The organism is Flavobacterium notoginsengisoli (assembly GCF_042686225.1).
Taxonomy (GTDB): domain Bacteria; phylum Bacteroidota; class Bacteroidia; order Flavobacteriales; family Flavobacteriaceae; genus Flavobacterium; species Flavobacterium notoginsengisoli.
In genome coordinates this window covers 168387-187987 of the sequence record NZ_JBHUOT010000013.1, presented here as the reverse complement: position 1 = coordinate 187987, position 19601 = coordinate 168387, and the positions used below count along the sequence as shown (strand labels likewise).

The 19601-nt window shown below is 32.5% G+C and carries 16 protein-coding genes, 2 tRNA genes and 1 rRNA gene; 13 read left to right on the top strand and 6 right to left on the bottom strand.

Features of this window, described 5'->3' with window-relative positions; genetic code table 11:
• The first annotated feature begins 2 nt into the window (after window positions 1–2).
• The 5 genes from rrf to ACFS3A_RS23935 all read left to right on the top strand — a co-directional run bounded on the left by rrf (window position 3) and on the right by ACFS3A_RS23935 (window position 1386).
• Window positions 3–112 (top strand): 5S ribosomal RNA (gene rrf, locus ACFS3A_RS23955).
• Between the two features lie 72 nt (window positions 113–184).
• Window positions 185–257 (top strand) — tRNA-Phe (locus tag ACFS3A_RS23950).
• Window positions 258–263: 6 nt separating this feature from the next.
• Window positions 264–349, top strand: a tRNA-Leu gene (locus ACFS3A_RS23945).
• 133 nt (window positions 350–482) lie between these two features.
• Window positions 483–935: a DUF1569 domain-containing protein gene (locus ACFS3A_RS23940; RefSeq protein ID WP_379828085.1), complete on the top strand. Its 453-nt coding sequence runs from the start codon at window positions 483–485 to the stop codon at window positions 933–935.
• A gap of 16 nt (window positions 936–951) precedes the next feature.
• A complete protein-coding gene (locus ACFS3A_RS23935; protein WP_379828084.1) occupies window positions 952–1386 on the top strand; it encodes a nuclear transport factor 2 family protein in 435 nt (144 codons plus the stop codon).
• A gap of 1 nt (window position 1387) precedes the next feature.
• Here the strand turns inward: ACFS3A_RS23935 and ACFS3A_RS23930 are convergent, their stop codons facing one another.
• Window positions 1388–2038, bottom strand: a complete 651-nt coding sequence (locus tag ACFS3A_RS23930; protein ID WP_379828083.1) for an endonuclease III domain-containing protein — start codon at window positions 2036–2038, stop codon at window positions 1388–1390.
• A 44-nt stretch (window positions 2039–2082) separates the two neighbouring features.
• A complete protein-coding gene (locus ACFS3A_RS23925; protein WP_379828082.1) occupies window positions 2083–2949 on the bottom strand; it encodes an alpha/beta fold hydrolase in 867 nt (288 codons plus the stop codon).
• Window positions 2950–3067: 118 nt separating this feature from the next.
• Here ACFS3A_RS23925 and ACFS3A_RS23920 point away from each other — a divergent pair, with 118 nt between their 5' ends.
• From ACFS3A_RS23920 to ACFS3A_RS23895, 6 genes are all read left to right on the top strand, one after another.
• Window positions 3068–4495 carry a glycogen synthase gene (locus tag ACFS3A_RS23920; protein WP_379828081.1) on the top strand — a complete coding sequence of 476 codons (1428 nt, stop codon included), beginning with the start codon at window positions 3068–3070 and terminating at the stop codon, window positions 4493–4495.
• Window positions 4485–5765, top strand: coding sequence for a glucose-1-phosphate adenylyltransferase (locus tag ACFS3A_RS23915; protein WP_379828080.1), 1281 nt, complete (start codon window positions 4485–4487; stop codon window positions 5763–5765). The genes ACFS3A_RS23920 and ACFS3A_RS23915 overlap by 11 nt, the downstream gene beginning before the upstream one ends.
• A gap of 46 nt (window positions 5766–5811) precedes the next feature.
• The gene (gene glgB / locus ACFS3A_RS23910; protein ID WP_379828079.1) at window positions 5812–7716 is read left to right on the top strand and encodes a 1,4-alpha-glucan branching protein GlgB; all 1905 of its coding nucleotides are present in this window, start codon (window positions 5812–5814) and stop codon (window positions 7714–7716) included.
• A gap of 203 nt (window positions 7717–7919) precedes the next feature.
• On the top strand, window positions 7920–10319 hold the full coding sequence (locus tag ACFS3A_RS23905) for a glycoside hydrolase family 31 protein (protein WP_379828078.1): 2400 nt from the start codon (window positions 7920–7922) through the stop codon (window positions 10317–10319).
• A gap of 83 nt (window positions 10320–10402) precedes the next feature.
• A complete protein-coding gene (locus ACFS3A_RS23900) occupies window positions 10403–11212 on the top strand; it encodes a M48 family metallopeptidase (protein WP_379828077.1) in 810 nt (269 codons plus the stop codon).
• A gap of 159 nt (window positions 11213–11371) precedes the next feature.
• Window positions 11372–12697 (top strand): MFS transporter, encoded by a 1326-nt coding sequence (locus ACFS3A_RS23895; protein ID WP_379828076.1) that lies wholly within the window; start codon window positions 11372–11374, stop codon window positions 12695–12697.
• 87 nt (window positions 12698–12784) lie between these two features.
• Here the strand turns inward: ACFS3A_RS23895 and ACFS3A_RS23890 are convergent, their stop codons facing one another.
• Genes ACFS3A_RS23890 through ACFS3A_RS23875 form a run of 4 tightly spaced genes read right to left on the bottom strand, consistent with a single transcriptional unit; the run spans window position 12785 to window position 15692 of the window.
• Window positions 12785–13522, bottom strand: coding sequence for a head GIN domain-containing protein (locus ACFS3A_RS23890; RefSeq protein ID WP_379828075.1), 738 nt, complete (start codon window positions 13520–13522; stop codon window positions 12785–12787).
• Window positions 13523–13541: 19 nt separating this feature from the next.
• Window positions 13542–14600 carry a hypothetical protein gene (locus ACFS3A_RS23885; RefSeq protein WP_379828074.1) on the bottom strand — a complete coding sequence of 353 codons (1059 nt, stop codon included), beginning with the start codon at window positions 14598–14600 and terminating at the stop codon, window positions 13542–13544.
• On the bottom strand, window positions 14584–15123 hold the full coding sequence (locus ACFS3A_RS23880) for an anti-sigma factor (protein WP_379828073.1): 540 nt from the start codon (window positions 15121–15123) through the stop codon (window positions 14584–14586). Before ACFS3A_RS23880 ends, ACFS3A_RS23885 begins: the two co-directional genes overlap by 17 nt.
• Window positions 15124–15137: 14 nt before the next feature.
• A complete protein-coding gene (locus ACFS3A_RS23875) occupies window positions 15138–15692 on the bottom strand; it encodes an RNA polymerase sigma factor (RefSeq protein ID WP_379828072.1) in 555 nt (184 codons plus the stop codon).
• A 264-nt stretch (window positions 15693–15956) separates the two neighbouring features.
• Here ACFS3A_RS23875 and lon point away from each other — a divergent pair, with 264 nt between their 5' ends.
• Complete coding sequence (lon, locus tag ACFS3A_RS23870) at window positions 15957–18410, top strand: endopeptidase La (RefSeq protein WP_379828071.1); 2454 nt, start codon at window positions 15957–15959, stop codon at window positions 18408–18410.
• A 171-nt stretch (window positions 18411–18581) separates the two neighbouring features.
• The gene (gene porQ / locus ACFS3A_RS23865) at window positions 18582–19601 is read left to right on the top strand and encodes a type IX secretion system protein PorQ (RefSeq protein WP_379828070.1); all 1020 of its coding nucleotides are present in this window, start codon (window positions 18582–18584) and stop codon (window positions 19599–19601) included.

Below are 19601 nucleotides of genomic sequence, written 5' to 3'. Positions count from 1 at the left end.
CTTAAGGTGGTTATTGCGGCGGGGCTCACCTCTTCCCATCCCGAACAGAGAAGTTAAGCCCGCCTGCGCAGATGGTACTGCAGTTTTGTGGGAGAGTATGTCGTCGCCTTTCTTTTGAAAACCCTGTCCAAATAGAACAGGGTTTTTTATTCTAACTTTTGCTTATTTTATTATAAGTAAAAATGGTACCTTAGCTCAGATGGTAGAGCAATGGACTGAAAATCCATGTGTCCCTGGTTCGATCCCTGGAGGTACCACATAATGCTCGGATGGTGAAATTGGTAGACACGCTGGACTTAAAATCCAGTGAACAGCAATGTTCGTGCGGGTTCAAGTCCCGCTCTGAGTACTAAAACTTCAATTAGCAAAGCTAATTGAAGTTTTTTTTTGGATTATAGTTTTAGAATTAGAAAAATACTAATGGTAAAACTTAGATAAATTTTATATTTTTACTTCTGCTATTATTTACCAAAATTAATTTTATGCAAAATATATTCTCAAAAGAAGATTGTGACGTTTTTATAAATCGTATCGATCAATTAAATTTGGATTCTCAACCTCTTTGGGGTAAAATGTCTGTTGATCAAATGCTGGCTCATTGTAATGTAACATATGAAATGGTCTATGATAATATCCATCCTAAGCCAAATTTTTTAATTAAACTTTTATTGAAATTTTTAGCTAAAAATAAAATAGTAGGCGAAAAGCCTTATCCAAGAAACCTTAGTACGGCACCACAATTTATTATTAAAGGAGATTGTAATTTTGAACTGGAAAAGAATAGGCTGATTTCTTATATCATAAAAACACAAGAATTAGGAGAAAATGAATTTGAGGGCAAAGAATCCCTTTCTTTTGGAAAACTAACTTCAAAAGAATGGAATAATATGTTTGCTAAACATTTAGATCATCATCTTTTACAATTTGGAGTTTGATTTTAACTGATTTATTATGAGGGCGTACTGTATTCTTTTTTTCTTATTCTTAGGATTAGCAAGTAAAGCGCAAAAGCAAGAAGTTCAAAAATCTATAGAGATTTTCTTTGAAGGATTCCACCAGAGAGATTCAATAAAAATGAAAACTGTTTGTGCCGATAAAATGGTTTTACAGTCCATTAGTGAGAATTCTGTTACAGGAAATAAATTAACTAATGAAAGTCCGGAAGAATTTTATAAAGCTATTGCATCAATTCCTGTAAAAATGAAATTTCAGGAGAAAATATTGAGTTGTAATATTCAGATTGATGGTAGAATGGCTCATGTATGGGCTCCATATCAGTTTTATATTAATGATAAGCAAAGTCACTCAGGCGTAAATGCATTCACTCTGTTTAAAGATAAGGATTCCTGGAAAATTATTTATTTGATTGATACAAGAAAAAAGTAATTCAATTCTTGGGAAATTCTGTATTGTAATAATTACAGATATCAGTTAAAAGACATTCTTCGCATTTTGGTTTTGGTCTGCAGGTTTCTCTTCCTAAAAATGAAATTGCCATCCCAATTTCAGACCAGATATTTTTTGGTAATACTGACATTAGATCTTTTTCAACTTTATTTCCATCTTTTGACTCTTTTATAATTCCAATTCTTGGTGCGACACGAATTACATGTAAATCAGCAATAATTCCTTCTGCAGGTTTACCAGTTTCTCTTAAAATAACATTAGCTGATTTTCTTCCAATTCCTTTTAAGGAGGTCAATCTAGTCATTGTTAAAGGAATATCTTTATCATTTTGAATTGTTTTAGCAATTTCTAAAAGCCATTGCGCTTTAGTTGTATGATTACGTACTTTACTTATATATGGTAAGAAAGATTCGAAGTCAGTTTTTGACAAATTTTTTAGTGTTGGGTACTTTTCAAATAAAACAGGAGAAATAGAATTAATATTAGCATCAGAGTCTTGAGCAGATAAAACTACCATAACCAAAAGTTGATAAGTATTTTGATAGTCTAAAGGATGTTTTCTTTCTTTGTATTTTTTTAAAATTGGGTTTAATTTAGTTTCCCAATTTTCTGCTTCACCAAATAAATCCATCTTAATTTTATTTTGTATTGATATCTAGATAGTTACATGTAAAGTTACTTCGTTTTAATGAACTCTAATGTTTTTTTTATAACATTTTGATTTCCAAGTATTTTTCGATGCCCTAATCCGTCTGTTAAAAATAATGAACCATTTTCAAGGTTTTGATGAATGTGAATTCCAGCCTTTACAAGAACTTCAGGATCATCATTATCGTGTATTACCAAGACAGGAATTTTAATTTTTTGTGCTGCTTTGTATGCTGAAAAATCATCCATCTTTAATTGATACTTATCTTCGAAGAATATCCTCAAACGTTCACTAAACTCATTTTCAAGCTTTAATTTTGAGATAAATTCATCTAAAATATCCTGTACAATATCACCACTACCAATTACAACTGCTTTATTTACTTTTAGACCATCTTTTATAGCATTTAAAACAGACATTCCGCCAAGTGAATGTCCGATTGCAATTTCAAACGGTCCAAATTGTTTTTCAATTTCAAGTATAGAAGCTATAAATTCAGACATTATAGTTGTCTTCCCATCTGATTTTCCGTGTGCCGGAGCATCAAAGCTGATAGTAGAATAGCCATTTTGCAATAACTCATCAGCAATTTTGAACAGTTGAGTTCCTCGTCCGGACCAACCATGAACTAATAATACTTTGTGTTCACTCTGACCATAGTGATATATTCTTATGTTTTTATTGATTGCTTTAACCTGTAAAATTTGCTGGGAACTTTTGTGATCCATCTCAAATTCTCGTTTGGGAACTTTATGTTTTATTGGTGTTGTAAATATTTTTGCCGCAAATTTGGTAGCGAGGTTTTTCGATACAAATGCACAAACTTTGGCAGATACTATAATTATCTGTGGAATTTTTAATGATTTAATAGGATTAATTGCCTTTTTTGCCATTTCAATAAAACTTGTTGGAAAGCAGTACTATGCTTGTTTTTTTGCTAAATTTAAAAAAAGATAAAAGTAGCATATTAATGATTGTTTCTTAAAAAATAATCACAAATTAATTTCTGAAATGGAGATATTTCATATAAGTGCAGAATGTTATCCAATGGCAAAAGTTGGCGGTTTGGCTGATGTTGTGGGCGCATTACCTAAGTATCAAACTAATGCAGGGCATAAGGTTAGAGTTGTTGTTCCTTGTTATGATACAAAGTTTAGAAAAGAAAATGATTTTGAATGTGTTCATTGGGGAACAGTGAAACTTGGAAATTTTGATTTTCCTTTTAGTGTGCTTAAAGAGACTACAGATAAATTAGGTTATGAATTATATCTCATAGAAATTAATGATTTATTTAATCGCCCAAATGTTTATGGATATGAAGATGACATTGAGCGTTTTTTATCTTTTCAAATTGCAACTTTAGACTGGATTATAGCTCGTAATAAGATTCCTGATATTATTAATTGTCATGATCATCATACAGGATTAGTTCCATTTTTACTACAAGTAGCTTATAAATATGAAATTCTTAAAGATGTAAAAACGGTCATAACCATTCATAATGGGTTGTACCAAGGCTGGTTTGGATTTGATAAATTGTATTATCTCCCAGATTTTGATTTAAAACATATTGGACTATTAGAATGGAATAATTGTGTCAACTCGTTAGCAGTCGGGATTAAATGTGCGAATGCTGTTACAACTGTTTCTCCGAGTTATTTGAACGAAATTAACTATGCTGCAAATGGATTAGAAAGTCTGTTTCAGTCAGTTCGAAGTAAATCAAAAGGTATTTTAAACGGAATTGATTTTGAAGTCTGGAATCCTTTGAAAGATTTAATGATTGCTGAAAATTATTCGACAGAAGATTTTGAATCAGGAAAGAAGAAAAATAAAGAAAAGTTATGTGAACAATTTGAACTCGATCCTTCAAAACCGCTTTTTAGTTTTATTGGGCGTTTATTTGAAGAGAAGGGAGGAGACTTATTACCACAAGCTTCGGCTTTAGCTCTGTCAGAGCATTTTGAAGAGATTAATATCCTGATTTTAGGTTCAGGAAATTCTGAAATAGAATTACAACTTACACAGCTGCGAAATGATTATAAAGGAAATTATAATGTTTTTATAGGTTACAATGAAGAATTGGCCCATTTAATTTATGCTGGTTCAGATTATATTTTAATGCCTTCAAGAGTAGAGCCATGCGGCTTAAATCAAATGTATGCCATGCGTTACGGAACAATTCCAATTGTCAGGAGAACCGGAGGTTTACGAGATACTGTAATTGATTTTGGTGACAATGGAAATGGAATTTGCCATGATCAGGCTTCTGTTGGCGATATAATTTATTCTATTAATCGTGCTGTTCAATTGTACGCTGATAAAATACATTTCAATAAAATAATACAGAGAGGAATGGCAGCAGATCATTCCTGGGAAAGAGTGTGCCAGGATTATATCGAAATATACAACCTAATAATTGAGAAAAATGAAATTTAAAAAGAAAAATGTAGTTGCTATTATTTTAGGAGGAGGACAGGGATCGCGTTTATTCCCATTAACCGAAACGAGATCAAAACCAGCTGTTCCAATTGGAGGAAAATATCGTTTAGTTGATATTCCAATTTCCAATTGTATCAATTCGGATATTTTTAAAATATTTGTTTTGACACAGTTTAACTCTGCGTCTTTAAATGCTCATATCAAAAACACTTTCAATTTTAGTATTTTCAGCCAGTCGTTTGTTGATATTCTGGCTGCAGAACAAACACCTGATAATCCAACTTGGTTTCAGGGAACCGCTGATGCAGTTAGGCAATGTATGTCACACTTTTTAAAACATGATTTTGATCACGCATTGATTCTTTCAGGTGACCAGTTGTATCAAATGGATTTTAACGAAATGCTGGAAGCTCATATTGCTGCTGATGCAGAAATCTCTATTGCAACTTTACCTGTAAATGCTAAAGATGCGCCTGAATTTGGAATTCTTAAAACTGATCACGAAAATAATATTCATGCTTTTATCGAAAAGCCACACGTTTCTTTATTGCCTGAATGGGAATCAGAAGTAAGTGAACAAATGCAAGAAAAAGGGAAAAAATACTTGGCTTCAATGGGGATTTATATTTTTAATAAACCATTGTTAGAGGAGTTAATGTCTAATCAGGAAACGAAAGATTTTGGAAAAGAAATTATTCCGCAAGCCGTTGGAAAGCATAAAATATTAAGTTATCAATATGAAGGTTATTGGACAGATATTGGAAACATTGAATCGTTCTTCGAAGCAAATATTGGTCTAACAGCAGATATCCCAGAATTTAATTTATTTGATAACGAGAATAAAATTTTTACAAGACCAAGATTATTACCGCCTTCTAAATTTAGAAACTCAATTATTAATCAATCTTTGATTTCGGAAGGATGCATCATAAATGCCAAAGAAATTAAAAGTTCTGTAATTGGTATTCGTTCTAGAATTGGCGAAGGAACTGTTTTGGAAAACTGTTACGTTATGGGAAATGATTTTTATCAGGATCTTGACGAATTGAATCATGAAAGCAGCATCAGTAAAATTCATGTTGGTATTGGGGAAAATTGTTTTATTCAAAATGCTTTAATAGATAAAAATGTGCGTATTGGAAACAATGTTCACATTAGCGGTGGAAAGCATTTGGATAATTTTACTAACGAATTATACAGTATAAAAGACGGAATTGTTGTGATTAAAAAAGGAGTTACATTATCAGATAATTTTAGAATAGAATAGTTTTCAATATCAATATCAATATCAATTTTTGCCTTAACAAACAAACATGACAAAAGTAATCGCACATTCTTTATTTACCGATTTTGATATAGATTTATTCAAAGCTGGAAAACACTTCAAATTATATGAAAAATTAGGAGCACATTTAATTGAAGTTAATGGAGTAAAAGGCGTTTATTTTGCGGTCTGGGCTCCAACTGCTCAGTCAGTTTCGGTTGTTGGTGATTTTAATTATTGGACACAAGGAGAGTATAATTTAAATGTTCGCTGGGACTCTTCTGGAATTTGGGAAGGTTTTATTCCTGAGATTTCCAAAGGTGCTCTTTATAAATATAAAATTCAATCGAATATTGATGGCGTCGTAACAGAGAAAGCTGATCCGTTTGCTCTGTATTGCGAAAAACCACCGCATACAGCTTCTGTAGTCTGGGATTTGGATTATAAATGGAAAGATGAAAACTGGATGCAGCATCGTAAAGAGAAAAATGCATTAGATAGACCATATTCTGTTTACGAAGTGCATCTAGGTTCTTGGAAACGAGCAGAACATAATCGATTTTTGAGTTATCTCGAATTAGCAGATGATTTGGTTAGATACGTTAAAGAAACGGGTTTTACGCATGTAGAATTTATGCCAATTATGGAATATCCTTATGATCCTTCTTGGGGTTATCAATTAACAGGGTATTTTGCGCCGACTTCACGTTTTGGAAAACCACAGGATTTTATGGTTTTGGTGGATAGATTGCACCAAGAAGGAATTGGAGTGATTTTGGATTGGGTTCCATCACATTTTCCAGATGATGCTCATGGTTTAGGCTATTTTGATGGCTCTCATTTATATGAACATCCAGACAGAAGAAAAGGATATCATCCGGATTGGAAAAGCTTAGTTTTTAATTACGGAAGAAATGAAGTTCGTGCTTTCTTAATTAGTAATGCTGTTTTCTGGCTTCAGAATTATCATGTTGACGGATTACGAGTTGATGCTGTTGCTTCGATGTTGTATCTTGATTATTCCAGAAAAGATGGCGAATGGGAAGCTAATATTTATGGCGGAAGAGAAAATTTAGACAGCATAAGTTTTCTTAAAGAATTTAATGAAGTAATCTATGCTAATTTTGATGGAGTCCAAACTATTGCTGAAGAAAGTACTTCTTTTCCAATGGTTTCCAGACCTACTTTTACTGGAGGTTTAGGTTTTGGAATGAAGTGGATGATGGGATGGATGCACGATACTTTAAAGTACTTTCAAAAAGAAACTGTTTATAGAAAATATCATCAGAACGATTTGACATTTTCGATGACATATGCATTTACTGAAAATTTTATGCTTCCATTTTCTCATGACGAAGTAGTGTATGGTAAACAATCTCTTATTTATAAAATGCCTGGTGATGAATGGCAACGCTTTGCTAATTTGAGATTATTATACGGTTATATGTTCACACATCCAGGAACCAAGTTATTGTTTATGGGAGCGGAATTTGGACAAACTCAGGAATGGAATTTTGAACAGAGCCTAGACTGGCATTTGCTGCAATATGATTTCCATTCAGGTATAAAGAGATTAATAACAGACTTAAACCAGCTTTATAAAACATATCCTGCTCTGTATGAAAAACAATTTTCAGGAGAAGGTTTTGAGTGGATAAATTATTCCGATCATCAGAATGCGGTTTTATCTTATATTAGAAAAGGAAATAATGCAGATGAAAATGTTGTAGTGATTTGTAATTTTACACAGGTTGTAAGAGAAAATTATAGAATAGGAATTCCAAATAAAGGTCAATTGAAAGAGATTTTTAATAGTGATGCTTTGATTTACGGAGGTAGCGGAATTGAAAATGGAAAATTATTAAAAGTGGATTCAAAACCTTATGATGGAAGAGCATTTTCGATTGAATTAATTTTACCCCCTTTAAGCGTAACCGTCTATTCTTTCGTTTAAATAAAATCTGACAAATAATTTTAGAAGTACTTTTTTATCATTTTATCGTTCTAAAATTATTGATTTTTCGATTTTTTGACCTCTAATTCAATTCTTAATCAGAAAAAACGTTTTCGTGAATAAACCTTTTATTCATAGCCCTTTACTAACTTTTTTTGTATGTTTGAAATAGAGATTATTGTTATAATTAATTCATTGGCGGTATGATTACAAACACATCATTAGAATACAAAGGCGATTTATATCCATCGAAAATCGTTTCTTATGAACATGAAGGCGATTCGGTTTTTTTCAATACGGATAACAAAGTAATCTTAAAAGTCACTATTCTTAGAGACAGCTTAATTAGATTTCGATTTACTACAAAAGGCTATTTTAGTAATGACTTTTCGTATGCGATTGATAAAACACAGCTTCACGGTTATAATTTTTTAGAAGTTACAGAAGAGGAAACTTATTTCGAAATACGAACCAGTAAAGTAAAATGTAAAATTCAGAAAGCCGATCTTCGTCTTGCGGTTTATGATTTAAACGATTTTCTTATTTTGGAAGATGAACTTGGTTTTCATTGGGAAGAAAGTTATGAATATGGCGGGAATATTGTAAAAATGAGTAAATTCTCTAAAGACGGAGAATGTTATTATGGTCTTGGAGATAAAGCAACTCAGATGAACCTAAAGGGAAAGAGAGTTGAAAACTTTGCTACAGATCAATATGCTTATCAAAAAGATCAAGAACCTTTATATAAAGTAGTTCCTTTTTATATTGGATTACACAACAAACAATCCTACGGAATATTTTTTGATAATACATTTAGAACTTTCTTTGACTTTTGTCAGGAAAGAAGAAATATTACCAGTTTTTGGGCAGAAGGTGGTGAAATGAATTATTATTTCATTTATGGGCCTCAAATGCAGGATGTGGTGACAACTTATACAGATTTGACTGGAAAACCAGAATTACCGCCGCTTTGGGTTTTGGGATACCATCAATGTAAATGGAGTTATTACCCCGAAAGTAAAGTAAAAGAAATCACATCCAAATTTAGGGAATTGCAAATTCCTTGCGATGCCATTTATCTGGATATCGATTATATGGAAGGATTCCGATGTTTTACATGGAATAAAAACTATTTTCCAGATCCTAAAAAAATGGTTGCTGAACTGGCTGAAGATGGTTTTAAAACAGTAGTTATTATAGATCCGGGAATTAAAATAGATAAAGATTATTGGGTTTATAAAGAAGCTTTAGAGAAAGATTATTTTTGTAAGAGAGCTGATGGGCCTTATATGAAAGGTAAAGTATGGCCAGGAGAATGTAATTTTCCTGATTATACAAATCCCGCAGTTAGAGAATGGTGGGCTGGTTTATTTAAAGAATTAGTCTCAGAAATAGGCGTTAAAGGAGTTTGGAATGATATGAACGAACCAGCTGTGATGGAGGTTCCAAATAAAACATTTCCGATGGACGTTCGTCACTTCTACGATGGAAATCCTTGCAGCCATAGAAAAGCACATAATATTTACGGCACACAAATGGCAAGGGCAACTTATCATGGTGTAAAACGATTTGCTTATCCAAAGCGTCCTTTTGTAATAACAAGATCGGCTTATTCAGGCGCACAACGTTATACATCTTCCTGGACAGGAGATAACGTGGCTACCTGGGAGCATCTATGGATAGCGAATATTCAGGTGCAGCGAATGTCAATTTCCGGAATGGGGTTTACTGGTTCTGATATTGGTGGATTTGCAGAACAACCTTCAGGAGAATTATATGCCCGCTGGATTCAGTTAGGTGTTTTTCATCCATTTTGCAGAACGCATTCTTCAGGAGATCATGGAAATCAGGAGCCTTGGTCATTTGATCAGGAAGTGATTAACATTACCAGAAAATTTGTTAGCCTTCGTTACCAATTATTACCTTATTTATACACTATGTTCTGGCAGTATATTGAGGAGGGAGTTCCAATGTTAAAGCCTTTGGTTTATTATGATCAGGATGACACGCAAACGCATTATCGTAACGACGAATTTATCTTTGGAAACCAGATTTTAGTATGCCCAATACTTGAACCTAATGCTGTAGGTAGACGTATGTATCTGCCAAGAGGTGAGTGGTATAACTATTGGACAAATGAGTTGTTTGTTGGTGGAAGAGAAATCTGGATTGATACTAAATTTGATGAAATTCCTGTTTTTATAAAAGCTGGGGCGATTATTCCAAAATATCCGGTTCAACAGTACGTAGGTGAATTAGAGTTTGATGAATTGACTCTTGATGTATATTATAAAAATGGTAAAGAGAAATCACAAGTTTATGAAGATGCACAAGATGGATATGATTACAAAAAAGGCCGTTATAGCTTTTTATCTTTGAGAACTATTGGAAAAGAAAAAGAATTAATCATTCAGTTACATAAAGAAGGAAAATATGATACTCCTTACAGCAAATATAAAATTAACCTTATTGGGCTGCCATTTAAAGTAACAGAAATTGAGATTGACAATGAAAAAATAGAATTTGATCATGTTAGTTTTGAATCAAATAATTTCTTAATCGTTGATAAAGAGTTTAATGAGCTTCATATTGTAGGAGAGTAGTTAAAATTCTGATAATTTTTTGACTTATTGTATAAAATTGTAATTTTTAATAATTGTATTTTTGTTCGAAAATAGCTCGAATTATGAAAAAATATTTGTTTTTAGGGATTTTCAGCAGTTTAGTTTTATCCTGTGCAACCAACCCAATAACAGGAAAACAAAACTTGAATTTTGTTTCAAACAGTGAATTGTTTCCTACTTCATTTCAACAATACAGTACTTTTTTGTCTGAGAATAAAGTAATAACAGGAACATCAGACGCAAAACTTGTTGAAACTGTTGGATATAAAATTAAGTTAGCAGCTGAAAAATATTTAGCCTATTTAGGACAATCGCAGTATTTAAAAGATTATCGCTGGGAATATAAATTAGTTGATAATAAAGAGGTCAATGCTTGGTGCCTACCGGGAGGAAAAATTGTAGTTTATTCCGGTATTTTGCCAGTAACACAAAATGAATCAGGTTTGGCAACAGTTATGGGACATGAGGTTTCACATGCTTTAGCCAATCATGGTGCTCAGAGAATGAGTGCAGCTCAATTACAACAAATAGGTGGAGCAGTTTTAGATGCTGCAACGACTAATAAAACAGCTCAGACAAGAGAAATATTTTCGCAGGCTTATGGAATGGGAACTGAAGTAGGAGTAATGCTTCCTTTTAGCAGAAGTAATGAAAGTGAAGCCGATAAAATTGGTTTGACTTTAATGGCTATTGCAGGTTATAATCCAGAAGATGCTGTTTCTTTTTGGGGAAGAATGGCTGCAAAATCCGGCGCATCAGGAACACCTGAATTTATGAGTACGCACCCTTCTGATGCTACCAGAATTGCAAATATAAAAGCATTAATTCCGGAAGCTAAAGCAATTGCACTTAAAGTAGGTACTATCAAATAAGACCTATTATAAAAATATAATTTCTAAAAGCTATTCATTTTTGAATAGCTTTTTTATTTTTATTGAAGTTCATAATTTAATAATGTACGAATTAAAAATTTTCTATTTGATTATCATAAAAATTAGATAAATTCGTAGCCTATTAACAAAACCATTTCTATGAAAAACCTACAAAAGGGAGATAAGAAGCTTTTAAATGCATGGGCATTTTATGATTGGGCCAATTCTGTTTATACTTTGACAATTGCTTCAGCAGTATTTCCCATTTTTTACGAAGCTTTGTTTTCGGATCGTGATCACTACATTGATGTTTTTGGAATGCACCTTAAAAATTCGGCATTAATTAGTTTTATTACTGCTTTTGCTTTTATGGTGGTTTCTTTTATTTCTCCTTTATTATCTGGAATTGCAGATTATGTTGGAAACAAAAAATCATTCATGAAGTTTTTCTGTTACGTAGGAGCTTTGTCCTGTATGGGATTATATTGGTTCGATTTAGATAATATTTATGTCGGATTACTATTTTATTTCTTAGGATTACTTGGTTATTGGGGAAGTTTGGTTTTTTATAATTCTTATCTGCCGGATATTGCTTTTGAAGATCAGCAGGATAGAATTAGTGCTAAAGGATATTCTCTGGGTTACATAGGAAGTGTTATTTTGTTAATCATCAATTTAGCGATGATTATGAAACCAAAATTATTCGGAATCTCTGGGACAGAAGGAGAAGCTGCAATGAAAGCTATGCGATATTCTTTTGTAATGGTAGGTGTTTGGTGGATATTGTTTAGCCAATATACTTATTATTATTTACCAAAAGGAAGTAAAGAGACTGGGCAAAAATTAACAAAATCTGTTGTGTTCAATGGTTTTAAAGAACTGAAAAAAGTTTGGGCTTTGTTAAACGAAAACATTCCATTAAAGCGCTATTTAGGAGGTTTTTTTGTTTCGAGTATGGCGGTTCAGACCGTGATGCTTGTGGCAACTTATTTTGGGGCACAGGAAATTCAGTGGGAAACTAAAGAACAAAGTACAATAGGTTTGATTGTTTGTATCTTAATAATTCAGTTAGTGGCAGTTGTAGGAGCTGTTTTAACATCAAGAGCTTCTGAAAAATTTGGCAATGTCCCAACTTTAATTTTTATTAATGCTATCTGGGCAGTGTTTTGTGCACTTGCGTTTTTTATTACTTTACCAACGCATTTCTATGTAATGGCAACTGTTGCCGGATTTGTAATGGGAGGAATACAGGCATTGTCACGTTCAACCTATTCAAAATTATTGCCGGAAACAGAAGATACCGCATCCTTTTTTAGTTTTTATGATGTCGCAGAAAAAATCGGAATCGTAATCGGAATGTGTGTTTACGGTATTATTGACCAGATCACCGGAAGTCCAAGAGCTGCAATTGTAATTTTGGCAATTTTCTTTATTACGTCAATATTCCTTTTAAGAAGAGTACATAAAAAAGACGTTTCAAACTAAATTAAAACGCCTTTTTGATATCAATATCACGAATTGCAGATTATTATTGATTGATGATAATTTTGGAATTCGTGATATTTTTTTTAATTAACCTTTAGTAATTGATCCTGATCCTGATACTTTTACATCTTTTTTCTCAGGATTTCCTATATATTTAATATTTCCTGAACCAGCAACTCTTGCTGTTATACTTTCATTACAAGTCACTTTACTATTTCCTGAACCCGATACATTTGCCTCAACTATTTTAGATTTTAAATTAGAAGCATCAATATCTCCGGAACCGGAAAGTTTAGTTGTAAATTTATCAGCAGTACCTTTTAACTTGATATTTCCGGAACCGCTGACACTTAAGTCTAAGTTGTTAGCATCAACAGGCAGAGTAAAATTTCCTGATCCGGCTAATTTGATGATAAGACTTTCGTTTTTAATAACATCTTTAGATTTAATATCGCCCGATCCAGCTAAACTTAAATCTGAAATTTTTTCAAACGGAACTGTAACTTCAATTTTCTTTCCTGAACTGCTGCGAATTTGATTTCCTTTTTCTACATAAATTTTCAAATCATTTCCTTCAACTTCAACTTTTATTAAAGGCAGTAAATTTTCCTCTCCTTTAATTGTGATTTTTCCCTCTTTTCCAGCGACCAACTCTACATCAAAGAAACCGGCTATTTTAATACCGTCGTAATCTCCGGTTGTTCTGGTTTCGGTAACAACTTTTCCATTTCCTGTTATTTTGTTTTTGTCAGTAGACCATTGTGCATTAACAACTGTATTTGCAAAAAGTGCCACGACAGTTAGTAGTAAGATTGTCTTTTTCATTGTTTTGATTTTTAGATGATTAATTTTTTATAAGCGAAATATTTCCGTAATTAGAATTGATATTGACTTTGTTTTGTCCTTTTTTCTTGTAGAAACCGCTTATTCTTTTAGTATTACTTTTGGTTTCAGAAAGAGAAATATCTAATGTATTGTCATGTTTAATATTTGAATATCTGGCAGAAATATCAAAATCAAAAGGATAATTAGCCGCATAGCCAAGTGAAATATCGGTGTAACCAGAATTAATATTTATATTTCCCGCTTTTTCTGTTACGCTTCCAATATTAATTTTGCTGTAATTTGTATCAAAACTAAAGTTGCTTGAAATCTCACCGATATTAATCGTTAAGTAATTTCCGGAACCATTTAGAGAGTTAATTTTTTGAAACTTAAAATTACCGTAATTACAATCGTATTTAATGTTTTGTCCCTCGCCAAGATTTACGTCGGTATAACTTGCGTTTAAGTTTAAATTTCCGGATTCGTTAATTTTAAGACCGGAATAACGCGCATCGATAGAACCGGCTCTTACATAATCAATAGTTGAGTTTTGGCAATAAGCAATTTCTATTTGATTACCGGATCCGTTAAGTTTTCCTAGTGTCACTTTTCCGTATTTACAGCTTATATTTGAATTTCCTTCTAAATTTAGAGTAGAGATATTACCATATTTGTTAACTAGTTTAACGGAACCGTTTTTAGGAATTTTAATAACATAATTGATTTCGAAGCTGTTGTTACTTCCTTTGCTCTTTAGAGTGGAATTTCCCAGATTGGTTACTGCTGAAACCAAACCTTTAAGAGCTGTAATATTTACGTCAATACTATTTAAACGTTCGTTTACCCAGTTTTCATTCGGACCATTGACTTTGATTGTTATATCCAAATCAATTTTATCTTCATCCCATGTAGATACAGAAATGTTGCCGTATTTATTGTCTATATCAATTCCTGCGTTTGAGTTTACGATATAGGTTTTTTTAATGTTTTTTTGTTTGGTAATAAAGGTATCGTCATTTGAAAATCCTAAAAAAGGAATCAAAAGAAATAAGATTATTAAGTTATAGTGTTTCTTCATTTGATGTGTTTTTTAATTTTTCGTTGTCTTCAATTCGTTTCAGAACAGTTTGCAAAAAAGAAATTCGGGTTTGCAGATTACTGATCATAGCGTAAATAATCTGTTTATTTTCACCATTTTTCTGTAGTTCATTAATGATTTTTTGGTAATCGGCATCAAAAGTTTTCATTTGTTGTAATGCGTCATTAATAATCTGTTCGTTTTCTGGTGAGCTTTTTTCTTTTAATTTAACAAGTTCGTTATCAATCAGAATATTGAAAATAGAATCGGTACGTTTAGTTTCTTTTGAAGCAAATTTGAATTCCTTTGGATTTTCATTTTTGTAAAAGATTGAAACACCCATCATTAAAACAATCGAAGCAGCAACAGCTGTTGCAAACCAATATTTTTTCTTTGGTGTTTTTTCCTTTTTATTTAATTTTTGAAGAAAATCCGTTTGATGATCCGGATTTAAATCCTGAACATCCCATTGATTTTCAAATTTGCTGAATAATTTCTCTAAATTGTCTTTTTCATTTTCCATAATTCCAATTCATTTTATATTTCTTCCAATCTTTTTCTTAAACTATCTTTTGCTCTGCTCAGGGTTGTTCTGCAATTTGCGTAGGAAATGTTTAAAACTTCACAGATTTCTTCCTGGTCATAACCTTCGATATAAAACAATGTCAATACCATTCTGTAATTGTCTTTTAATTGCAAAATAGTATCCAGTACCTGTTTTACTTTAAGATTGTTTAAGTCAATATTTTCAGAAATAATTCCATCATTTTCTTCAAGTTTATAAAGTTGTTTACTTAAGTCTTCCACTTGAAAAGAATTGTTTTTCCTGTAAAAATCAATACTATAATTGATGATTATTTTTTTTAACCATGCTCCAAAAGCCACTTCTTGTTTATAGTCATTAATTTTTGTAAAAGCCTTTAAGAATCCTTCCTGCATAACGTCTTGTGCAAAATGTTCATCTTTTACAATACGATAAGCAACATTATACATCGCCTTGCAATAACGATTATAAATTTCAAACTGCGCTTTTTGATTGTTGTTTTTACAAAGCGCAATTAATTCTTCGATATTTTGGTTGTTTTGACTCAAGTAATGGCTTTTGGTTTTTATAAAGGACTTTGCTTTTTTTTATTTGTTACACTTTTGATAAAATTAATTTTATTTTTTATCTGATGAAAAACTAAATCCAATTTTAGAACTGACTTATTTTGCATTTGGCATAATGATTGTCTAATTTTATGGCCTATCTTGTAATTGAATGACATGTTATGTTTTCAAGTAAAACTTCGTTATGCAATGCCTATTTTACAGATAGCATAAATTTTTTAATGACAAAACGACTTATATATTATCATGTCAAATCATAAAATACTCACTATTGACAATCTGTCACTTCAGGAATTTGATTCAGAAGCAGAATTAATTCCTTTATTAACACCGGAAGACGAAGAGGAAATGAATAATGAAGAGCTTCCTGTTTCTCTGCCAATTTTACCTTTACGCAATACCGTTTTATTTCCGGGAGTTGTTATTCCAATTTCTGCGGGAAGAGATAAATCAATTAAATTAATTAATGATGCCAATGCAGGTGGAAAAATTATAGGTGTTGTATCTCAAATTAATGAAGAAGACGAAGATCCGTCAAAAGATGATATTCATAAAATAGGAACTGTTGCCCGTATTTTACGCGTGTTAAAAATGCCTGATGGAAATGTTACAGTTATACTTCAAGGAAAAAAACGTTTTGAAATTGATGAAGTAGTTTCTGAAGAGCCTTACATGACAGCGACTATTAAAGAAGTAGCAGAAGAACGTCCTGATGAAAGTGATTCTGAATTCACAGCTATTTTAGATTCTGTAAAAGAATTAGCTATTCAAATTATTAAAGAAAGTCCAAATATTCCATCTGAAGCTACTTTTGCAATTAAAAACATTGAAAGCCAGTCGTTTTTGATCAATTTTGTTTCTTCCAACATGAATTTATCTGTAAAAGAGAAACAAGGTCTTTTATCTATAAATGGTTTAAAGGAGCGTGCTTTAGAAACGTTGCGTTATATGAATGTTGAACTTCAAAAATTAGAATTGAAGAATGACATTCAGTCAAAAGTTCGTTTCGATTTAGATCAGCAACAACGTGAATATTTTCTTCATCAGCAAATGAAGACCATTCAGGAAGAATTGGGTGGTGTTTCGCAGGAAGAAGAAATGGACGAAATGGGATTGAAAGCGAAAACCAAAAAATGGGATGAAAAAACGCAGAAACATTTCGAGAAAGAATTGTCAAAAATGCGTAGAATGAATCCGCAGTCACCTGATTTTGGCATTCAACGAAACTATTTAGAACTGTTTTTAGAATTGCCTTGGGGTGAATATTCAAAAGACAAATTTGATTTAAAATTTGCACAAAAAGTTTTAGATAAAGATCACTTCGGATTGGAAGAAGTGAAGAAAAGAATGATTGAACATTTAGCAGTTTTAAAATTGAGAAATGACATGAAATCGCCAATTATTTGCTTAACAGGACCTCCGGGAGTTGGTAAAACTTCTATTGGACGTTCTGTTGCTGAAGCTTTAGGACGTGAGTATGTACGTATTTCGTTAGGTGGTTTACGCGATGAAGCTGAAATTCGTGGACACAGAAAAACCTATATTGGAGCAATGCCGGGAAGAATTATCCAAAGCTTGAAAAAGGCAGGAACCTCAAATCCGGTATTTATCTTAGATGAGATCGATAAATTATCAAGTGGAAACAGCGGCGATCCGTCTTCAGCTTTACTGGAAGTATTAGATCCAGAGCAAAATAGTGCTTTTTATGATAATTTCCTTGAAATGGGATATGACTTGTCTAAAGTAATGTTTATTGCTACTTCAAATAATATGGCAGCTATTCAGCCAGCTTTGCGCGACAGAATGGAAGTTATCAAAATGTCAGGTTATACAATTGAAGAAAAAGTGGAGATTGCTAAAAGACATCTTTTTCCAAAACAATTAGAAGCGCACGGTTTAACCGCAAAAGATTTAACTATTGGTAAAAAACAATTAGAAAAAATCGTTGAAGGTTATACAAGAGAATCTGGTGTTCGTAATTTAGAAACCAAAATAGCTCAGGTAATCAGAAATGCTGCGAAATCGGTAGCAATGGAAGAGGAGTATAATAAAAAAGTTACAGACGAAGATATTGTTGCTATTTTAGGTGTTCCGAGATTAGAGCGTGATAAATATGAAAATAATGATGTTGCCGGTGTTGTAACTGGTTTAGCCTGGACAAGTGTTGGCGGTGATATTTTGTTTATAGAATCGTTGATTTCTGAAGGTAAAGGAGCTTTGACTATTACAGGAAATCTGGGAACCGTAATGAAGGAGTCAGCAACTATTGCTTTAGAATATATTAAAGCAAATGCTAAGAAATTAGGTTTGAGTACAGAAATTTTCCAAAAATACAATATTCATTTACACGTTCCGGAAGGAGCTACTCCAAAAGACGGTCCAAGTGCAGGTATTGCAATGCTGACTTCTTTAGTTTCACTTTTGACTCAGAAGAAGGTAAAGAAAAGCCTTGCTATGACAGGAGAAATCACTTTACGTGGAAAAGTTTTGCCGGTTGGCGGAATTAAAGAGAAAATCCTGGCTGCAAAAAGAGCCGGAATAAAAGAAATTATTCTTTGCCACGAAAATAAAAGGGATATTGATGAAATTAAAGCGGAATATTTAGAAGGGCTTACTTTTCATTATGTAAAAGAAATGAGCGAAGTTTTAGCAATTGCTTTAACAGATCAAAGTGTGAAAAACGCAAAAACATTGAAATAAACTTCAATTTTAAACATCAATATTTTTAAATTCCAAATTCCAAACTGTATGTTGAACGGTTGGGATTTGGAATTTTTTTATTAAAATTTATTAAGGCTTAATTTTATTTTTACTGTTATATAATTTTATCTTTGCGTTTACGTTATTCCCATATAGGAGCGTTCCATAGACATGTTTAAACATAACGTTTTATTTTTTTTGTTATTAATTTGTTCGGCTTCGTTTGGACAAGTTGGAGGACGTTACACCTATCAATTTTTAAATTTGACTACTTCACCAAGACAGGCGGCGTTAGGAGGAGATATTATTACGATATATGATGAAGATGTTAATCAGGCCATGTCTAATCCAGCTCTTATAAATGCGGATATGGACAATCATTTGGCGATAAATTACGGGAGTTATTACGGGGAAGCGTCTTATGGTACAGCTTCATACGCTTATACTTATGACAGGCATTTGCAGACTTTTTATGCAGGTGTAAGTTATGTTAATTATGGTTCTTTTGAAGGTTATGATGAAAATGGTCAGGCAACCTCTAATTTTACCGGAAGTGAAGGTGCTCTTACCGTAGGATATGCGTACAACGTTCCTTATACAAATTTTTTTATCGGTACAAATGCCAAACTGATCACCTCGTCATTAGAAAGTTATAATTCTATCGGAGGAGCTGTTGATTTAGGGCTTTTGTATTTGGATGAAAAAAATGACATCAATTTTGCTTTGGTGTTTCGCAACATAGGAACGCAGTTTACTACTTATTCCGGAATAAAAGAGAATTTGCCTTTTGAAATTGTTGCCGGTATTTCTCAGGAACTTGAACATGTACCAATTCGCTGGCATCTCACCTTGGAAAATTTGCAGCAATGGAATATTTCTTTTTCGAATCCTAATCGCGGAGAAACAAATATAGACGGTTCAACCAATCCCGAGAAAGTTTCATTTTTTAATAACGCACTAAGACATGTTGCATTTGGTGTAGAACTTTTTCCTAAAAGAGCATTTAATTTAAGGGTGGGATATAATTTTAGACGAGGAGAAGAATTAAGGGTTGATGAACAACGAAATTTTTCCGGAGTTTCTTTAGGTTTTGGTTTAAAATTAAACAAACTGAAATTTAATTATTCTTATTCCCGATATACATTGGCGGCTAATACAAGTCTTTTTGGTTTAATTTTAAATTTTCAATAG